12 protein-coding genes, 1 tRNA gene and 1 pseudogene are annotated in these 16,434 nt (G+C 68.8%); 4 read left to right on the top strand and 10 right to left on the bottom strand.

Annotation, left to right across the window (positions count from 1 at the left end; translation table 11 throughout):
• Nucleotides 1-32 precede the first annotated feature (32 nt).
• The 8 genes and pseudogenes from ACZL02_RS16010 to ACZL02_RS15975 all read right to left on the bottom strand — a co-directional run bounded on the left by ACZL02_RS16010 (nucleotide 33) and on the right by ACZL02_RS15975 (nucleotide 9,401).
• Nucleotides 33-1,508, bottom strand: a complete 1,476-nt coding sequence (locus ACZL02_RS16010) for an ABC transporter substrate-binding protein (protein ID WP_472939598.1) — start codon at nucleotides 1,506-1,508, stop codon at nucleotides 33-35.
• Nucleotides 1,509-1,543: 35 nt separating this feature from the next.
• Nucleotides 1,544-2,587, bottom strand: a pseudogene (locus ACZL02_RS16005) (ABC transporter ATP-binding protein); the annotation flags it as partial.
• Nucleotides 2,563-3,645, bottom strand: coding sequence for an ABC transporter ATP-binding protein (locus tag ACZL02_RS16000; protein ID WP_472939258.1), 1,083 nt, complete (start codon nucleotides 3,643-3,645; stop codon nucleotides 2,563-2,565). The pseudogene ACZL02_RS16005 and the gene ACZL02_RS16000, both read right to left, overlap by 25 nt.
• Nucleotides 3,642-4,478 (bottom strand): ABC transporter permease, encoded by an 837-nt coding sequence (locus ACZL02_RS15995; RefSeq protein ID WP_472939257.1) that lies wholly within the window; start codon nucleotides 4,476-4,478, stop codon nucleotides 3,642-3,644. Before ACZL02_RS15995 ends, ACZL02_RS16000 begins: the two co-directional genes overlap by 4 nt.
• Before the next feature lie 41 nt (nucleotides 4,479-4,519).
• Nucleotides 4,520-5,458: an ABC transporter permease gene (locus tag ACZL02_RS15990; protein WP_472939256.1), complete on the bottom strand. Its 939-nt coding sequence runs from the start codon at nucleotides 5,456-5,458 to the stop codon at nucleotides 4,520-4,522.
• Nucleotides 5,459-5,512: 54 nt separating this feature from the next.
• Nucleotides 5,513-6,406 (bottom strand): proline iminopeptidase-family hydrolase, encoded by an 894-nt coding sequence (locus ACZL02_RS15985; protein WP_472939255.1) that lies wholly within the window; start codon nucleotides 6,404-6,406, stop codon nucleotides 5,513-5,515.
• Nucleotides 6,407-6,664: 258 nt separating this feature from the next.
• Nucleotides 6,665-8,818 carry a methyl-accepting chemotaxis protein gene (locus ACZL02_RS15980; RefSeq protein ID WP_472939254.1) on the bottom strand — a complete coding sequence of 718 codons (2,154 nt, stop codon included), beginning with the start codon at nucleotides 8,816-8,818 and terminating at the stop codon, nucleotides 6,665-6,667.
• 506 nt (nucleotides 8,819-9,324) lie between these two features.
• Nucleotides 9,325-9,401, bottom strand: a tRNA-Arg gene (locus tag ACZL02_RS15975).
• 361 nt (nucleotides 9,402-9,762) lie between these two features.
• Here ACZL02_RS15975 and ACZL02_RS15970 point away from each other — a divergent pair.
• The 4 genes from ACZL02_RS15970 (at nucleotide 9,763) to ACZL02_RS15955 (ending at nucleotide 13,446) form a co-directional block, all read left to right on the top strand.
• Nucleotides 9,763-11,310, top strand: coding sequence for a chromosome partitioning protein ParA (locus ACZL02_RS15970; protein WP_472939253.1), 1,548 nt, complete (start codon nucleotides 9,763-9,765; stop codon nucleotides 11,308-11,310).
• A gap of 170 nt (nucleotides 11,311-11,480) precedes the next feature.
• Complete coding sequence (locus ACZL02_RS15965; RefSeq protein ID WP_472939252.1) at nucleotides 11,481-11,939, top strand: hypothetical protein; 459 nt, start codon at nucleotides 11,481-11,483, stop codon at nucleotides 11,937-11,939.
• 13 nt (nucleotides 11,940-11,952) lie between these two features.
• Nucleotides 11,953-12,534, top strand: coding sequence for a hypothetical protein (locus ACZL02_RS15960; RefSeq protein WP_472939251.1), 582 nt, complete (start codon nucleotides 11,953-11,955; stop codon nucleotides 12,532-12,534).
• Nucleotides 12,535-12,792: 258 nt separating this feature from the next.
• Nucleotides 12,793-13,446 carry a DUF1345 domain-containing protein gene (locus tag ACZL02_RS15955; RefSeq protein WP_472939250.1) on the top strand — a complete coding sequence of 218 codons (654 nt, stop codon included), beginning with the start codon at nucleotides 12,793-12,795 and terminating at the stop codon, nucleotides 13,444-13,446.
• Nucleotides 13,447-13,553: 107 nt separating this feature from the next.
• Here the strand turns inward: ACZL02_RS15955 and ACZL02_RS15950 are convergent, their stop codons facing one another.
• Both ACZL02_RS15950 and ACZL02_RS15945 read right to left on the bottom strand, forming a co-directional pair.
• A complete protein-coding gene (locus ACZL02_RS15950; protein ID WP_472939249.1) occupies nucleotides 13,554-14,648 on the bottom strand; it encodes an ABC transporter ATP-binding protein in 1,095 nt (364 codons plus the stop codon).
• Nucleotides 14,645-16,306 carry an ABC transporter permease gene (locus tag ACZL02_RS15945; RefSeq protein WP_472939248.1) on the bottom strand — a complete coding sequence of 554 codons (1,662 nt, stop codon included), beginning with the start codon at nucleotides 16,304-16,306 and terminating at the stop codon, nucleotides 14,645-14,647. The genes ACZL02_RS15950 and ACZL02_RS15945 overlap by 4 nt, the downstream gene beginning before the upstream one ends.
• Nucleotides 16,307-16,434 lie beyond the last annotated feature (128 nt).

Here is a 16,434-nt window from a genome sequence, read left to right as displayed (position 1 = left end):
GCCTGCTCTTCGCCTCGGTTGCGACCGACCGCCTACTTCTTGACGACGTCCTCCAGCCAGAAGCGGCCGAGCGGGTTCTGGTAGAAACCCTCGATGTTGGTGCGGGTCACGTTGATGTAGGGCGAGTAGTAGAGGTCGACCCAGTTGACGTCCTCCTTCGCCGTCTCCTGCAGCTTCACGTACATCGCCTCGCGCTTGGTCGCATCCGCCTCGGTGCGGGCCTCGGCGACCAGGGCCTTCACCGCATCGTTCTTGTAGCGGGTCATGTAGTTGAGGTTGGTGTCGTGGCCGAGGACGAAGGTGGTCTTCTGGTCGGGGTCGAGAACGTCGTTCGTCCAGTAGCCGACCGCGACGTCGAAATCGCCGGCGGTGAACATGTCCCACTGCGTCGACGGATCGACCTTGTTGATCACCACGGTGACGCCCGCCTTCTGCAGCTGCTGCTGCAGCAGCACGGCGATCTGCTCGTCGACCTCGTCGCCGGCCTTGACGTTGTAGTCGAGCGAGAGGTCCGAGGCGCCGGCGGCTGCCAGCATCTCCTTCGCCTTTTCCGGATCGTACGGACGCTGGATGTTGGCGGCGTTGTAGTAGAGCGCGCCCTTCGGGATGTAGGAATTGGCGACCTCGCCGATGCCGAACGTCACGGCCTCGACGATCGCCTTCTTGTCGATCGCCATGTCCAGCGCCTGGCGCACCGCCTTGTCGCCGAGCTTGCCGTGCTCGTGGTTGATCAGGAGCGCGTCCTCGCGGGTCGAGGGATCGAGCGTCACCTTGAGGTTTGCGTCCTCCTTCAGCGTCGAGACGCGCGAGAACGGCACGAAGATCGCGGCATCCAGCTCGCCCGCCTGGACGTTGAGCATGCGGGTGTTGTCGTCGGGCACCGAGATCCACTCGACGCCGTCGAGGCTCACTTTCTCGGCCTCCCAGTAGTTCGGGTTCTTCTCGAGGATCACCCGGTCACCGCGGATCCATTCCTTGACCGAGAAGGCGCCCGAGCCGATCGGCGCCGAGGCGAACTTCTCGGGGTCGGCCTCGACCACGGCTTTCGGGAGGACCGAGACGTTGGGCAGCGCCAGCGAGGCGAGGAAGGGCACCGACGGCGTCTTCAGCTTGACCGTCAGCGTCTTCGGATCGGTCGCGACCGCGGTGTCGACGATGGCGTAGGAAGACGACCAGAGCGAGCCCTCGTTGTCGCGGATGCGCAGCAGCGAGAAGGCGGCGTCCTCGGCGGTCACCGGCGAACCGTCGGAGAACTTCGCGTCGCGCAGCTTGAACGTGTAGGTCAGGCCGTCGTCCGAGACGGTCCAGCTTTCGGCAAGGCCCGGCTCCAGCTTGGTGCCGGTCTTGTCGACGCGCACCAGCACGTCGAAGACGTTGGAATAGACCCAGTTGTCGACGTTCTGCGCCGACAGGATCGGGTCGAAGGTGGTGGAATCCTCGCGCCGGCCGATGGTGAGGACGCCGGCGGCCTCGGCGATCGAGGTGCCAAGGGTGAGGCCGGCCAGCATGGTGGCGGCAAGGAGGCGGGTCAGGCGCTGTCGGGTCATGCTGTCTCTCCGGGAGGGGCGGGTGGATGGGGCGGTAAAAGCGTGCCGGGCGGCAGGATGCAGGCCCAGCCATGGTCGTCTGCCCGGTTCAATGCCGGCGGCGGGCCACTGCGGCAGACGTCTTCGGCAAAAGCGCAGCGGGGATGGAAGGCGCAGCCGGCGGGAAGCGCCAGCGGGCTCGGCGGCTCGCCCGATATCGGCGCTGCCGGCAGCTGCCGGTCCGGATCGATCTCCGGGATCGCGGCGATCAGCGCGGCGGTATAGGGATGGCGCGGGGCGGAGAACACGGCCTCGGTCGGCCCCTCCTCGACGATGCGGCCGAGATACATCACCGCCACCCGGTCCGAGAGCCGGCGGACGATCGCGAGATCATGCGCGATGAAGATCAGCGTCAGGCCGATCTCCTCCTTCAGGTCGAGGAAGAGGTTGATGATCTGGCCCTGGATCGAGACGTCGAGGGCGGCGACGCACTCGTCGGCGATGACGAGCTTCGGCTCCACCGCCAGCGCCCGCGCAATGCCGACGCGCTGGCACTGGCCGCCCGACAGCGCCCCCGGCCGGCGGTCGGCGAGCGCCGGATCGAGACCGACCAGCGTCAGGAGCTCGGCAACGCGCGCGGCCTCCCCGCCGCGCCGCACCTTGCCGTGGACGCGCAGCACCTCGGAGAGCGTCGCGCCGACCGTCATCTTCGGGTTCAGTGCGTTGGCGGGGTCCTGGAACACCATCGCCGTCTCGCGCCGCAACCGGTGTAGGGCGTCGCGGCGGCCATCGGAAACGCGGAGGTCGTCGAAGACGACATCGCCGGATGCGACCGGCTCGAGGCCGAGGATGGCGCGGCCGAGCGTCGACTTGCCGGAGCCGCTCTCGCCGACGATGCCGAGCGTCTCGCCGACTGCCACGGTGAGCGACACGCCATTGACCGCCGCGAGCGTCCGCTTGGAGAGCCCGAGCGGCCCGCCGCCACCGAGCGCGAAGCGCACGACGAGGTCGTCGACCTCGAGGATCGGACGGGCGCTCATGGCTTCACCGGGGAGAACGGGGCAAGCACTTCACGGAACGGCGCCGGCACCCCGGCGGCGGGCGACACCTCGGCCACGGGATGGAAGCAGGCCGCCACCTCGCCGGGGTCGAAACTCCGGAGCGGCGGCTGCTCGCGCCGGCAATCGTCCGCGGCGTGGGCGCAGCGCGGGTGGAAGCGGCAGCCCGGCGGCATGGCGAAGGGCGAGGGCGGCTGGCCGTCGATGGTGCGCAGGCGCCGGAGGCCCGAGTCCTGGCCCGGCTGGCAGGCGATCAGGCCGGCGGTGTAGCGGTGGCGCGGCTGGCGCAGGATTTGCCGCACCGGCCCCTTCTCGCAGAGCCTTCCGGCATAGAGCACGGCGATGGAGTCGCAGAGCTGGGCGACGACCCCGAGATCGTGCGTGATGAAGATCAGCGACATGCCACGGCTGTCGCGCAGCTCCTTCAACAGGCGCAGCACCTGCGCCTGGACGGTGACGTCGAGCGCCGTTGTCGGCTCGTCGGCGATGAGGATCTTCGGGTCGGACGCCAGCGCCACGGCGATCATCGCGCGCTGGCGCATGCCGCCGGAGAACTCGTGCACGAAGGCTTCCGCGCGGGCGGCGGGATCGGGAATGCCGACCTGGCGAAGGATCTCGACCGCCTCGCGCTTGGCCTCGCGCCGGCTGGCGCCCTTGGCGATGACGACCGTCTCGGCGATCTGCGCGCCGATCCGCATCACCGGGTCGAGATGGCTCGACGGGTTCTGGAAGATCATGCCGATCTCCCGCCCGCGGATTTTCGCGAACTCAACCTCGCCGAGCGTCGAGACGTCGCGACCGCCAAGCTGGATGGCATCGGCGGAAACGGAAAGGTTCGGCGAGGTCAGGAGCCGCATCAGCGCGCGGCAGGCCATGGTCTTGCCCGAGCCGCTCTCGCCGACGAGGCCGAGGATCTCGCCCTCACCGAGCGTGAAGGACAGGCCGTCGACGATGGCGCGGCGCGTGGTGCCGTCACGGCTCTCGACCGTCAGCTTCTCGACGGAAAGGACGGGCGTGCCAACCGCACGGGCCGTCCCTTGCGCCATTACCGCGGCGCTCATGGCCGGGCTCCGAGCTTCTCGCCGAGCCCGTCGGCGACGAGGCTGAAGGCGAAGGCGAGCGCCACGATGGCAAGGCCCGGAAAGGCAGAGATCCAGGAGGCCTTGGTGATGAAGCCCTGGCCTTCGGCGACCATGATGCCCCATTCGGCCAGCGGCGGCTGCACGCCGAGGCCGAGATAGGAGATCGAGGCGCCGGCCAGGAGCACCAGCACGCAGTCGGACATGGCGAAGACGATCGAGCCGGTCAGCGCGTTCGGCAGAAGGTGGCGGAACATGATGCGGGCGTGGCCGTAGCCGAGGCTGCGCGCGGCGAGCGCGAAGTCGCTCGACTTCAGGATCAGGATCTCCGCCCTCACCAGCCGGGCATAGGAGACCCAGCCGACCAGCGCCATGGCGATGTAGAAGCTCTGGAGGCCGGGCCCGAGCACGGTGATGATCGCCAGCATCAGGACGAGGAAGGGGAAGGCGAGGATGATGTCGACGAGCCGCATGAACAAGGTGTCGACAAGACCGCCGAAATAGCCCGCCACCGTGCCGACCGTCGTGCCGATGAGGAAGGGGAAGGCGACGCCGAGGAAGGACAGCTGCAGGTCGATCCGCGTCGCGAAGATCACCCGCGAGAGGATGTCGCGGCCGTAATTGTCGGTGCCGAACCAGTGCGCCAGCGACGGCGGCGTCAACCGCGCGGTCGCATCCTGGTAGATCGGATCATAGGGCGCGATCACCGGCGCCAGCAGCGCCACGAGGACGAAGGCGGCGAGCAGCAGACCGCCGGCCCAGAGCGGAACGGGCGCGCCGGCGAGGCGCCGCCGGGGCGCGCGGGGCTCGGACACCGGCAAGGTCGCCGGAACAGCGCTTCGGAGGGGAACGGCGCTCACAGCTTCACCCGCGGATCGATGGCGACGGTCAGGATGTCGGCGAGGAAATTGACGATCACCGTCGCGCAGGCGAACACCATGGCGACGCCCTGCACCACCATGTAGTCGCGCGAGAAGATCGCACGCACCAGCAATTGCCCGGTGCCGGGGATCGCGAACACCGTCTCCACCACCACCGTGCCGCCGATCAGCCAGCCGATGTTGACGGCGAGGAGGTTGAGCGTCGGGATCACCGCGTTCGGCAGCACGTGACGACGGAAGATCATCCGCTCCGGGATGCCGCGCGCGCGGGCGGCGAGCGCGACGTCCGAGCCGATCCCGGCGATGAGGCTGGCGCGAAGGCTTCTCGTGAGCACGGCCGAGAGCGACAGCGCGATGGTCAGCCAGGGCAGGATCATGTGGTGCAGCTTGTCGCCGAAGGTTCGGCCATAGCCCGAGACCGGAAACACGCCGAGGGTGACGCTGAAGACGATAATCAGCATGATCGCCAGCCAGAAGTTCGGCAGCCCGAGGCCGGTGGTCGAGACCACCCGCACCACCTGGTCCGCCCAGCCGCCGCGGTGCTTCGCCGCCAGCGTCGCCATCGGTATGGCGATGAGGACGGACAGGAGCACGGCACCGGCGACCAGCACCAGCGTCGGCTCCAGCCGGTCGGCGATGAGGCCGAGGACGTCGATCTTGTAGAGGATCGACTTGCCCATTTCGCCATGGGCGAGGTTCTTCAGGAAGTAGAAATACTGCAGCCAGAGCGGCTCATCGAGGCCGAACTGCGCGCGGATCCGCTCCAGCGCCGCCGGCGTCGCCTTGGTGCCGAGGATCAGCCGCGCCGGGTCGCCCGGGATCGAGCGCACCAGCACGAAGGTGATCACGCTGATGCCGAAGAGCACCGGGATCAATTGGAAGGGCCGGGTCAGGACGAAACGAAACCGGTGCATCTCAGACCGCCGTCGCCCGTGCCGGCAGGGGCCGCAAGACGGTCGAAGAAGCGGTCATGCCCGCCCTCCGCGCCGCGCCAGGAAGTCGATCAGCACGGGGAAGAACGCCGCCGGCTCCTCGAAGAAGGGCATGTGGCTGGAGTTCGGGAACACCTTCAGCTCGGCGTCCGGCAGCGCGTGCTTCATCCGGGCGGCGCAGGCCGGCGTCAGCTCGTCATGCGCGCCGACGGTGATCAGCACGGGCACGGCGATGCGGTGCATGTCCAGGATGCGGTTCCAGTCCTTGAGGTTGCCGGTATAGGTGAACTCGTTCGGGCCCTGGATGGTCTCGTACGGGCCCATGTTCCAGTCGTCGAGCGACCGCTTCACCGGCGCCGGCCACTCCGCGAGACGGCAGACGTGGCGGTAGTTCAGCAGCGTCACCGCCGCCTGGTATTCCGGGTGCGACAGCGTGCCCTCGGCCTCGTGCCGCTGCATCATCGCCACCGTCTCGGAGCCCAGCGCCTCGCGCAGCCGGTTCAACTCGCCGACGAGGTGCGGGATGTCGGCCGCGGTGTTCTCCAGCACCAGCGTCTTCAGCGCCTGCGGGTAGGTCAGCGCATACTCGATGGCGAGCCAGCCGCCCCAGGACTGGCCGACGAGATGCACCTGGCCGAGGCCGAGCGCCTGGCGCACCGCCTCCACCTCCTCGACATAGCGCGTGATGGTCCACAGCGCCGGGTCGGTCGGGCGGTCGGACTTGCCGGTGCCGAGCTGGTCGAAGGCGACGACGCGGTAGCCCTCGTCGACGAGGCAGGAATGCGAATCGCGGAGATAGTCGCACGGCAGGCCGGGCCCGCCATTGAGGCAGAGCACGACATCGTCGCCCTCGCCGAAGCTGTAGGTGACGATCCTATGCCCTGCTACCTCGATAGTGCGGGTCTCGTCGGGGGTCATTTCGCGCCACATGCCACATGTCCTCAGCCTGGTCGCTTGCGGCAAGGCGCAAGGGTCGGCGGAGCGATGGGTGCCCCGCGGACGCGGCACCCTGCCATATCGTGCATGAAAAGTAAGCGTGCTGAAAATAAAATCAGTTGGGTCTGATACGGGCTTGACGCGGCTCTGCCGGGGCGACCGCGGCCGGCCCCTCGGGCCGACCGGCATCTTCGCGTGCCGTGGTCGGCCACACCCTTGTCCGGTCGAGGGACGACCGCCCCGACGAGGGCCTTAGGAGGCGCGCTGCTGGTGCAACTGCACGACGTTCGGCGCCAGTCGGGCCGAGGCCGCGCCGCCGTGTGCGCCGCCGACACGGGTGCGGAACCGCTCGACCATTCCGGCGAGATCGTCGGTCTCGTCGGACAGCGTCTGTGCGGCGGCCGTCGCCTCCTCGACCATCGCGGCGTTCTGCTGCGTCACCTGGTCCATCTGGTCGGCGGCGATCGACACCTCGCGTAGGCTCAACGCCTGCTCCTTGGCGCTTTCGGCGATCTCGGCGACGACGATCGACATCGCCGCGACCTGCTGGACGATCTCGCCGAGCGACTGGCCGGAGAGCGTGACCAGCTCGACGCCTTGCCCGACCTGCTTGCTGGAGGTCGAGATCAGCGCCTTGATCTCCTTCGCCGCCTCGGCCGAACGCTGGGCCAGGCCGCGCACTTCCTGCGCCACAACCGCAAAGCCGCGGCCTGCCTCGCCAGCCCGCGCCGCCTCGACGCCGGCGTTGAGGGCCAGGAGGTTGGTCTGGAAGGCAATTTCGTCGATGACGCCGATGATCTTGCCGATCTTGTCCGAGGACTGCTCGATCTCGGTCATCGCCGCGACGGCACGGCCGACGATCTCCTGCCCGGTTTCCGCGTTCTTCTGGGCGGCATTGGCTCCGATCCGGGCCTGCGCCGCGCCATCGGCCGTCCGGGTGACACCCTGCATGACCTCAGAGAGCGCTGCGACCGTCTGCTCGAGGCTCGCGGCCTGCTGCTCGGTGCGCTGGGCGAGGTCGTTGGAGGCGACCGAGATTTCGGCAAGGCCCGTGCGCAGGCTCGAGACGCCGCCGACCACGCCGCCGATCGCCGCTTCCAGCTTCTCGACGCTGGTGTTGAACTTGGCGCGGATCGGCTCGAACTCCGGCGCCACGGTCTGGCCCATCCGAACCGTCAGGTCGCCGGCGGACAGATCGGTGAAGGCGTCCTCGACCGCCTGCACGAAGGCCCGGAGATCCTCGGCCTTCGAATGGTCGAGCGCCGTCTGGCGATCCTGCTGATGCTGCTGGGCCTGCCGGCCGGTCTCGGCCTCCGATTCCAGCCGGAGCTTCTCGATCGCGCCGTCCTTGAAGACCTGGACCGCCCGCGCCATGGCCCCGATCTCATCGCGCCGATCCTGCGATTCGACGTTCGTCGACAGCATTCCAGCGGCGAGGCTGCCCATCGTGTTGGCGATGCGGCGGATCAGCCGGCCGAGCGACCGGGCGAAGAGAAAGAAGCCGATCAGCGAGACGAGGCAGATCACCGCCATGCCGGCAACCGATTCCAGCAGCGCCGATCGCTGTCCGGCGATCAGCGGCGTGATGTCCGACGCCAGTTCCATCACGCCGATCTTGGCACCGGAAAAGTCGATGATCGGCTGGGCCGACACCGCGAAACTCCGATCGCCGACGCTGACTGTCCGGTCGGGCACGACGCCGTCGAAGGCGGCCTGGATCTCTTCCGGCGACAACAGCGACTCGCCGGCGAAGGTCGAGGCCTGGCGGACGAAGCCCTCGTTGGTCCGGATGTGGATGGCGACATCGGCCGCCACCTCGCGGGCCAGCCGGGTGAAATACTCGTTGGTCAGCTTGGTGCCGATGTCGACGACGCCGGCCGTCGCGCCGCGCAGGATGATCGGCACCGTGGCGAACATGCTCACCGCCGTCCGCCCGGGCTCGATGCCCTGGACCAGCTGGCCGTCCTGCAGCGCCTTGGCGACGGTCTTGCGCCGCGCGGCGAAGTTGTCGCCGAAGGTCGCAGGCTCATGCAGACGCAGGACGACGTTCCCCTTCGCGTCGGCAAAGGTCATCAGCTGCACCGCGCCATTGGCGACGACCGCACCGAAATTGCCGGAGAAGCGCTTGAGCAGCCCGTCATGGTCGTCCGCCTGGACGAGCAGCCCGATGTCGGGCTCGCCGGCGACGGCCAGCGCCAGCGCCGCGGCCACCCGCTTCTGGGCGTCCATGTCGGAGCGGATATGGGAGAAGTCGCTGGCGAGCTCGGTGCGGATGGATTCCGCGCCCATGCGGCTCTGCTGGAACCAGGAGAGCGAGCCGATGGCGGCGCTGGTGAACAGCACCGCGGCAAACCCGTAAGCGGTAATGCGCACCGCGAGCGGCCTCTGAACCTTGATGTCCGACATCCTGAGACCCTCGTTCCCGTTCGTCACTGATCTTTAACGTCAGTATCGCGAAGCAATCTTCGCCGATCTTCCGTCAGCATCGGTAGAACGTCGGGATTTCGGAATCATAAAAAGTCGGCCGCGAACGAAAGATACTTCGATGATTCTTGGGTGGGGAGGTCACGGTCGGTCAAAACCGCCGGTCGACCGCGGGAGTGTGTCCCTCGTCGATCGCCCAGCAGGTATTTCCATCCATAACGCCGCCGCCCAACCGCGCCAGAGCGCTGATGGGCGCAGCCTAGCGCTCGGCTGTGCCCCCATCGCCATTGGGGTGCCGGCGACCTCAAACCGGAGTTCGCTGCCCTGCGTGATGGTCACGATGCCAACGACAATGGTCCATTGCCCTCGACCAGGCGACGCGCAAGCGCCCCATCAGGGGATCGCACAGCGCACTGGAGAGAGCGATCGCAGGGCAAGTCAGCACCGAAAGAACCGGCGGAACGAAGCGGCAGTGGAGTGGCGGAAAATGGTGCACCCGACTGGATTCGAACCAGTGACCTCTGCCTTCGGAGGGCAGCGCTCTATCCAGCTGAGCTACGGGTGCGGACGGCGGCGGGGCCGGCCGTGGTCCGGCAGATGCTGCGCGGACGGAAACTTCCTAGCCGATACCGGACCGCCGGGCAAGGCGTTGCGGCAAGGCTCTTCGTCCGAAGGCGACATCTCCTTGCCGGGGCCGCCGGCCCAGCGGATTGCGGGGCGCTCCGGGCCAGCGGATCGCCGGGCGGGCCGGGCCAGCGGCCGGGGTGCTGCCCCCGGCGCGGCAGCAAGGTCGCACCCACGGGAAAAACCTGCGGAAATCGCGCAGTCACCCGATTTTCATTCTTTTCAGCATTGCGCAGGTCCCCACATTCCTTAACAGATACCGGCTCATCGAGCATTTCTTGTTTTGCTCCGGGAGCTGTCCGATGGTGTCTGCGTGGAATTTCATCTGGAAACGGCTTGCGGCCGAAGATGAGACGCCGCCCGCGCCCGATCGGTCGGCGTCGGTTCAGCCGGTTCAGCCGGTCGACGCGGTCGGCACGCCGCAGCCCGCGCCGTCGCGCACCATCGACATTCCTCGCGATGCCGGCCCGCTCGACAGCATCGGCCAGCGCAACGAGCTCTTGCGCGTGCGCTTCAGCCAGCTGTCGCACCGGCTGGAGGACCTGAAATCGCTGAACGACGATTTCGCGCTGCTGGCCGAGCCGCTGGAATCGATCTTCACCGAGCTGCCGCAGGCGAAATCGCGCATTCTCGAGACCGAGGCGCTGCTGTCGCGCGAGCTCGAGAACGGCCAGGCGCTGCGCCGCGAGGTCGACACGCTGTCGAGCCGGCTCTCGGCGATATCGGGCGAGCTGCGCAACGAGAAGGCGCGGTTGCAGAAGACCGAGACCGAGCGCGGCGAGATCGCCGCGGCGTACGAGGAGACCCGGCTGACGCTGCGCGAGCGGACCGGGCTGCTCGAGAACGCCGAGCGCCAGCTGACGCTCGAGATCGAGAAGCAGCAGGCGCTCGCCGGCGATCTCGCACTGCAACGCGCGGAATACCAGACGACCGAGAAGGCGCTCCTGAAGGCGGAAGGCACGCTGCAGCGCGAGTCCGAGCAGCGCTCGATGTTCGAGAAGGAAAGCCGCCGGCTGCAGCAGGTGGTCGAGGACCAGCTCGACCGTCTCTCCGGCCTGCAGGCGCAGAACTCCGACCTGACGCAGCAGCGCGACCGGCACCTCGCGGAGATCGCGACGCTCGACGCGAGGCTCCTCGACGAACAGGCGCACCACCAGAAGATCAGCGTCGACCACGAGACGGCGATCTCGCAGCTGACCTCGGAACGCGCGACCATGACGCTGCGGCTCGACGCGCTGCTCGCACGCCTCGGCACCACCGAGCAGATTCTCGGCAATGTTCGCCAGCAATACCGCGAGAAGGACGAGGCGCTGCGCGGCTCGGACCGCCAGCTGAAGGAAAACGCCGCCGAGAAGGTGACGCTGGAGCGCCGCGTCGACGGCCTGCGCGGCGAGCTCGCCCACTACATCGCCCAGCTGGAGGAGAGCCAGCGCCAGCAGCTGGAGCTGAACGACCGCAGCGACATGCTGAACAAGGCGCTGGCCGCCAAGGACGCAGCGCTCGAGAACGCGGTCAACAAGGCCAACAGCCTCTCCGACCGGATCGACAGCCTGACCCGGCGCTACGAGAACGACCGGCTCGGACAGGAGGCGGTCAACCGCCGGCTGATCGAGGAGCTCGAGAACGAGAAGGCGGAGCGGACGCTCGCCCAGGGCGCGCTGGAGATCGCCCGCGAGAACCGGACGGCGCTGCAGCGGCAGAACGAGTCGCTGAAGCGCGCCGTCCGGGCCGGCCAGGCGCATCCGGACGACCAGCCGCAAGGCTCGTCGCAGGGTGGTCCGCGCCAGGGCGACGATCCCTATGCGCCGAATTCCAATGTCAGCTTCCTGTCCGACAAGAAGACGGACTGACGCCAGAAGGTGGAGCGGGACGGCGCAACCTCGCCGCTCTCCTCGACTTGTAAGAGAAACGGCGGTCCGCCGGTTCGGCGACTTGTAAGAGAAACGGCGGCTCGCCGGTTGGGAAAGGCAGAGCGTCCTGAAGCGTCCGGCAAGACGCGAGGAAGCCCTGGGAGAGAAGAATGGACGAGGCCATGGGTGAGACGACATCGAGATGGGCGTTGCGGGGCTCTGCCGAGCCGGAGCGGACCGATGCCAACCTGCAGAACGCGGTAGCCCTGCCGCCGCAAGGGTCGGAGCTGGTCGATTCCGCGGCCGAGGAGCCGACGCCGGCGGGACGGCGCGACTGGTCCTCGGCCCTCGACCTGATCCAGGAGGCGACCGAAGCGATCCGCCTCAGCGAGGAGCGGGTGGAAGAGCTCGAGCGCCAGGCCGAGGAGCAGGAAATCCGCACGCGCGCCGAATATGCCGCGCTCCGCGACCAGCTCCAGCTTGCCCAGCGCGAGATCGAGAACGCCTACGCCCGCGCCGATGCGGCCGAACGCCAGGCGCAGGAAGCCAATGAGTGGCTTTCGCGGCTGAACTCGGCGATCACGCAGGGCTTCGCGCGTTCGCCAAGCCTCAAGAAACCCCAGGCGTAGATCGGTCCTCACCATGAGCCAGGCCGACAGGAGATGGGCGGACGGCGCCGACGAGATGTCCGTGATCCACGCCACGCTGCGCCAGCAGCGCGACGCGTTCGCGGGCCAGGACGATGCGGACCGCGGGGCGGAGTTGCCGACGCTGCAGGAGCCGAGCGGGGAACACCATCCGGCGGAGCAGGCCGAGACTTTCCCACTGCAGGCGCCAGGGGGCCCGCTGCTGGCGCCGGGGGGCCCGCTGCCACTCTCCCACTGGGATACGGCAATCCAGCTGGTCGAGGCTGCCGCCGCCCGGATCAAGGCCTATGAGCGCAAGTTCAAGGCGATCGAGCTCGACGCCCTCGCTTTCATCGACCGCGTCGATGCCGAGCAGCGCCGCCTGAACAGCCAGGTCGCCGGGCTGGAGCGCGATCTGCGCAAGGCCGAGGACCGGGCGCTCGCCGCCGAGACCGAGGTCCAGGCGATGCGGCTGGAAACCTGGGAAGCCAAGCTCTCGCGCCGTAATGCCGAGCAGAAGCTGACGGATGCCGAGCTGCAGATCCGCACCTCGCAGCAATATCTCGGCCAGATCGAGAGTATTTTGCGCGGGCTCTGAAACACCTGACGGCATCCGGCGGCGCGAAGGCGGTGCCGGATGCCGTTGCAGGGCGGTCTGGCCCGTGACGGCTAGCGCCCTCACCGCTGAGAGTGTGCCTGTGCCCCGGCCAAGCGCCAAATGGGCGCGCTAACTTCCGCGACACCCTCAAGGGTCGACGCGGGTCCGGATCGAAGGATGACCGGCGAGCGTCGCAGCGTGCTTGGAGTGAGGCGTGTCCTTCGGTGCGAGCGGACGAAACCGACGGGAAAGCAAGCCGTGTTCGACCATTCCTTCATCCGCCACCACAAGCGTTTTCTCATCGCCGTTGTGACCGGCCTCATCGCGTTCTTTCCGCTCGGCGTCCTGCCGGCCGAGCTGCAGCTGCTGATGAGCGGCAACATCTTCTTCCTCGTCTACCTCGTGCTGATCCTCCAGATGACGCTCGGCAGCGGGCCGGACCGCCTGCGCGAGCGGGCGAAGACCGAGGACGAGGGCATCCTCATCATCGCCGTGCTCACCATGGCGGCGATCAGCTTCAGCCTGGTCTCGATCTTCAGCGTGCTGAACTCGCCGACGGCCGACAACGCCCTGGGCATGGGGCTGGCGCTGGCCAGCGTGCCGCTCGGCTGGATGACCCTCCACGTCATGGCCGCCCAGCACTACGGCAACCTCTATTATGCTGCCGACGCCAGCGCGGGCGGCAAGCCGGGCGACCGGGGCGGGCTAAACTTTCCCGGCGACGACGACCCGGACTCGGTCGACTTTCTCTACTTCGCCTTCGTCATCGGCATGACCGCGCAGACCTCGGACGTCGCCATCAGCCACCGGCGCATGCGCCGCGCAGCGCTGGCACACGGCATCGCCTCCTTCGTCTTCAACACCGTCCTCGTCGCCGTCGCCGTCAATGCCGCACTCGGCGGGGCGCATTGAGGCAACGGTTTGGTGCCGTCGGCACCGTGCACCGGGGGATGCGTGATGCACGCATCATCTCGGCGAGGGCTGGTCTGACGTCGATGGGGTGACAGGCCGAGTGAGGCTCAGGCGTCGAAGACGTGCGCCGGGCCGCTGACGCTCAGCGCCACCACGTCGCCGGCCGCGAGCAGGTCCGGCCCGCTGCCGCGCAGCACGATCGGCGGGCACGGCGTGGCGGACGGGCCTACTGGGCCGCCACGGCCGGACTGGGCCTGGAAGCCGCCACGGAGCGCCACGGTGACCGTAGAGAACGGCCCGCCGAACTCGACGTCGAGGATATCGGCCAGCGCCATGCCGGCCGCGTGTTCGGGGCGTGGAACGATCGAGACCTGCTCGCGCCGCAGCATGATCTCCGCTGGCCCGCTCCGCCCGGGCGCGTCGACGGGAAGCCGACCGAGCGCGCACTCGGCGACGCCGCCGGAAACGACGGCCGAGAGGATGATGGCATCGCCGAGAAACCGCGCGGTCATCGCATCGCGCGGCCTGAGGTAGAGCTCGCGCGGCGTGCCGACCTGCTGCAGCAGCCCGTCGCGCATCACCGCCACCTGGTCGGCGAAGGACAGCGCCTCCGCCTGGTCGTGGGTGACGAGGATGGTGGTGATGCCGGCAGCCGAGAGCAGCTCGCCGACCGCCTTGCGGGTCTGCGCGCGCAGGCCCGTGTCGAGGGCGGAGAACGGCTCGTCGAGCAGCATGAGTTTCGGCTGCAGCGCCAGCGCTCGGGCGAGCGCCACCCGCTGCTGCTGGCCGCCGGAGAGCTCGTCCGGCCGCCGCTTCAGCATCGCCCGGTCGAGGCCGACCATGTCGACCAGCCCGTCGATCCGCGCCGCGCGGCCCTCGGCATTGCGGGGAAGGCCGAAGCCGATGTTGTCGGCAATGCTGAGATGGGGGAACAGCGAGCCGTCCTGCGTGACGATGCCGATCCCCCGCCGGTGCGCCGGTACCGCGCTTTGGCCGTCCGCCAGCAGCACGTCGCCGAGCGTCACCTTTCCAGCGTCCGGCACCTCGAAGCCCGCGACGAGGCGCAGCAGCGTCGTCTTGCCGGAGCCAGACGGGCCGACGATGGCGGTCCGGCTGCCGCTGGCGACGCGCAGGTCGACGCCGCCGAGGGCCTGGACCTGCCCGTAGCGCTTGGCGAGGGATTGCAGTCGAAGCACGGTCACCGTCCCGCCGTCCGTTGCGAATGGGTATAGAGCAGCCAGGTCATCGGCAGCGAGAACAGGATCATCAGCAGGGCATAGGGCGCGGCCGCCGCATAGTCGATCTCGCTCGACAGCGCCCAGAAGGCGGTGGCGAGCGTGCGGGTGCCGTTCGGCGCCAGCATCTGCGTCGCCGTCAGCTCGTTGGTGATGCCGAGCGCGACCAGCACCATGCCGGCCCCCGCCCCCGGCGCCGCAAGCCGGATCGTCGTGGCGAAGATCGCACGAGCCGGCGAGCGGCCAAGGCTCGCGGCCGCCTGCTCCAGTTCGATCGGCGCCTGCGCGATGCTCGCCCTCAGCGCCACCAGGGCCCGCGGCAGGAACATCAGCGTGTAGGCGAGGAGGATGGTCGCGACGGTCTGGTAGAGCGGCAGCGCCACCTTGACGGTGACGGTGACCAGCGCCAGCGCGACGACGACGCCGGGCAGCGCGCCGACGATATAGTTGCAGCCCTCCAGCCCGCGCTGCAGCCGGCCGGGCGCGCGGATCGACAGCCAGGCGATCGGGATCGCCGACAGCGTCGCGAGGACCCCGCCGGCCAGCGCCAGCAGCAGCGTCTGACTGAGCGCCGCGGAAATCTGCGGCAGCTGCCAGACCTCGGCCCCGCCGGCGATCAGCCAGCGCGTCAGCGTCACCAGCGGCACGCCGAGCGCCAGCAGCGTCGTCGCCACCGGCAGCAGCAGCCAGAGCGCCGTCGCCCGGCCAAGCCGGGTGCGCGTCGCCGGCCGCGCCGCGCCGGCGCCGAGCCGGGCATAGCGCGCGGTGCCGCGATAGGAGGCCTCGAGCGCCAGGAGGGCAAAGCAGAGGGCGACCAGCACGCCGGCCAGCATGTTGGCGGCCGGGCCGTTATAGCTCGACTGGAACTGGTCCATGATCGCGGTGGTGAAGGTGTCGAAGCGGATGAAGACGTAGAGCCCGTATTCGGCGAGGAGATGCAGCCCGACGAGGAGCGCGCCGCCGGCGATGGCCAGCCGCATCTGCGGCAGCACGACCCGGAAGAAGACGCGCACCGGCGACAGGCCGAGGGCCGCGGCCGTATCCTCTAGGCCGGGATCGAGCCGCCGGAGCGCTGCCGAGATCGGCAGATAGAGGAAGGGGAAATAGGCGATCACCGAGACCAGCACGCCGGCGAACAGGCCGTTGAGGCCGGGCACCAGGCTGATCCAGGCGTAGGAGTGGACGAAGGCCGGCACCGCCAGCGGCGCTACCGCCAGCCAGGCGAACAGCCGGGCGCCCGGCAGGTCGCTGCGCTCGGTCAGCCAGGCCAGCGCCAGCGCGAGGACCGTGGCGATCGGCACGGTCAGCCCGAGCAGCAGCAGCGTGTTGACGAGGAGCTCGCCGACCCGCGGCCGGAAAATCATCGCCGAGGCCGTCTCCCAGCCGGTGTCGACGCCGACGTAGAGGATGAAGCCGAGCGGCAGCAGCGAGACCGAGGCGACGAGGACGGCGAGAAGAGCGATCCAGAACCGCCGGGGCAGCCGCAGCGCCATGCCGCCACGGCCGCCATCGGCACGGACGGCAGAGGCGTTGTCTTCGGGCAAGGAGCGCGATGATACGGACAAACGGACCGGCTTGGCTGGAGGGAAACGCGGCTTCCCGGGATCTCTCGCGGCATAGCGCATGCCGAGGGAAAATGTGAGGGTGCGGCGAAGGTTTTAACGCCGCACCGCCCGGTGAACGCCGGACGGTGCAGGGCTCAGTGGTGCCGACGCGCCTGTTCTTGTCCGGGCGTGTCCGGGCTCATTCAGGC

Source organism: Mesocryomonas fontinalis, from assembly GCF_055730125.2.
This window is presented reverse-complemented; position numbering and strand designations above follow the sequence as displayed.

Excerpts from the sequence above, each read along its gene's own strand:
- ACZL02_RS16010 (WP_472939598.1), bottom strand. The coding sequence starts at position 1,508 with ATGCTGGCCGGCCTCACCCTTGGCACCTCGATCGCCGAGGCCGCCGGC.
- ACZL02_RS16000 (WP_472939258.1), bottom strand. The coding sequence starts at position 3,645 with ATGAGCGCCGCGGTAATGGCGCAAGGGACGGCCCGTGCGGTTGGCACG.
- ACZL02_RS15990 (WP_472939256.1), bottom strand. The coding sequence starts at position 5,458 with ATGCACCGGTTTCGTTTCGTCCTGACCCGGCCCTTCCAATTGATCCCG.
- ACZL02_RS15985 (WP_472939255.1), bottom strand. The coding sequence starts at position 6,406 with ATGTGGCGCGAAATGACCCCCGACGAGACCCGCACTATCGAGGTAGCA.
- ACZL02_RS15980 (WP_472939254.1), bottom strand. The coding sequence starts at position 8,818 with ATGTCGGACATCAAGGTTCAGAGGCCGCTCGCGGTGCGCATTACCGCT.
- ACZL02_RS15970 (WP_472939253.1), top strand. The coding sequence starts at position 9,763 with ATGGTGTCTGCGTGGAATTTCATCTGGAAACGGCTTGCGGCCGAAGAT.
- ACZL02_RS15965 (WP_472939252.1), top strand. The coding sequence starts at position 11,481 with ATGGACGAGGCCATGGGTGAGACGACATCGAGATGGGCGTTGCGGGGC.
- ACZL02_RS15960 (WP_472939251.1), top strand. The coding sequence starts at position 11,953 with ATGAGCCAGGCCGACAGGAGATGGGCGGACGGCGCCGACGAGATGTCC.
- ACZL02_RS15945 (WP_472939248.1), bottom strand. The coding sequence starts at position 16,306 with ATGCGCTATGCCGCGAGAGATCCCGGGAAGCCGCGTTTCCCTCCAGCC.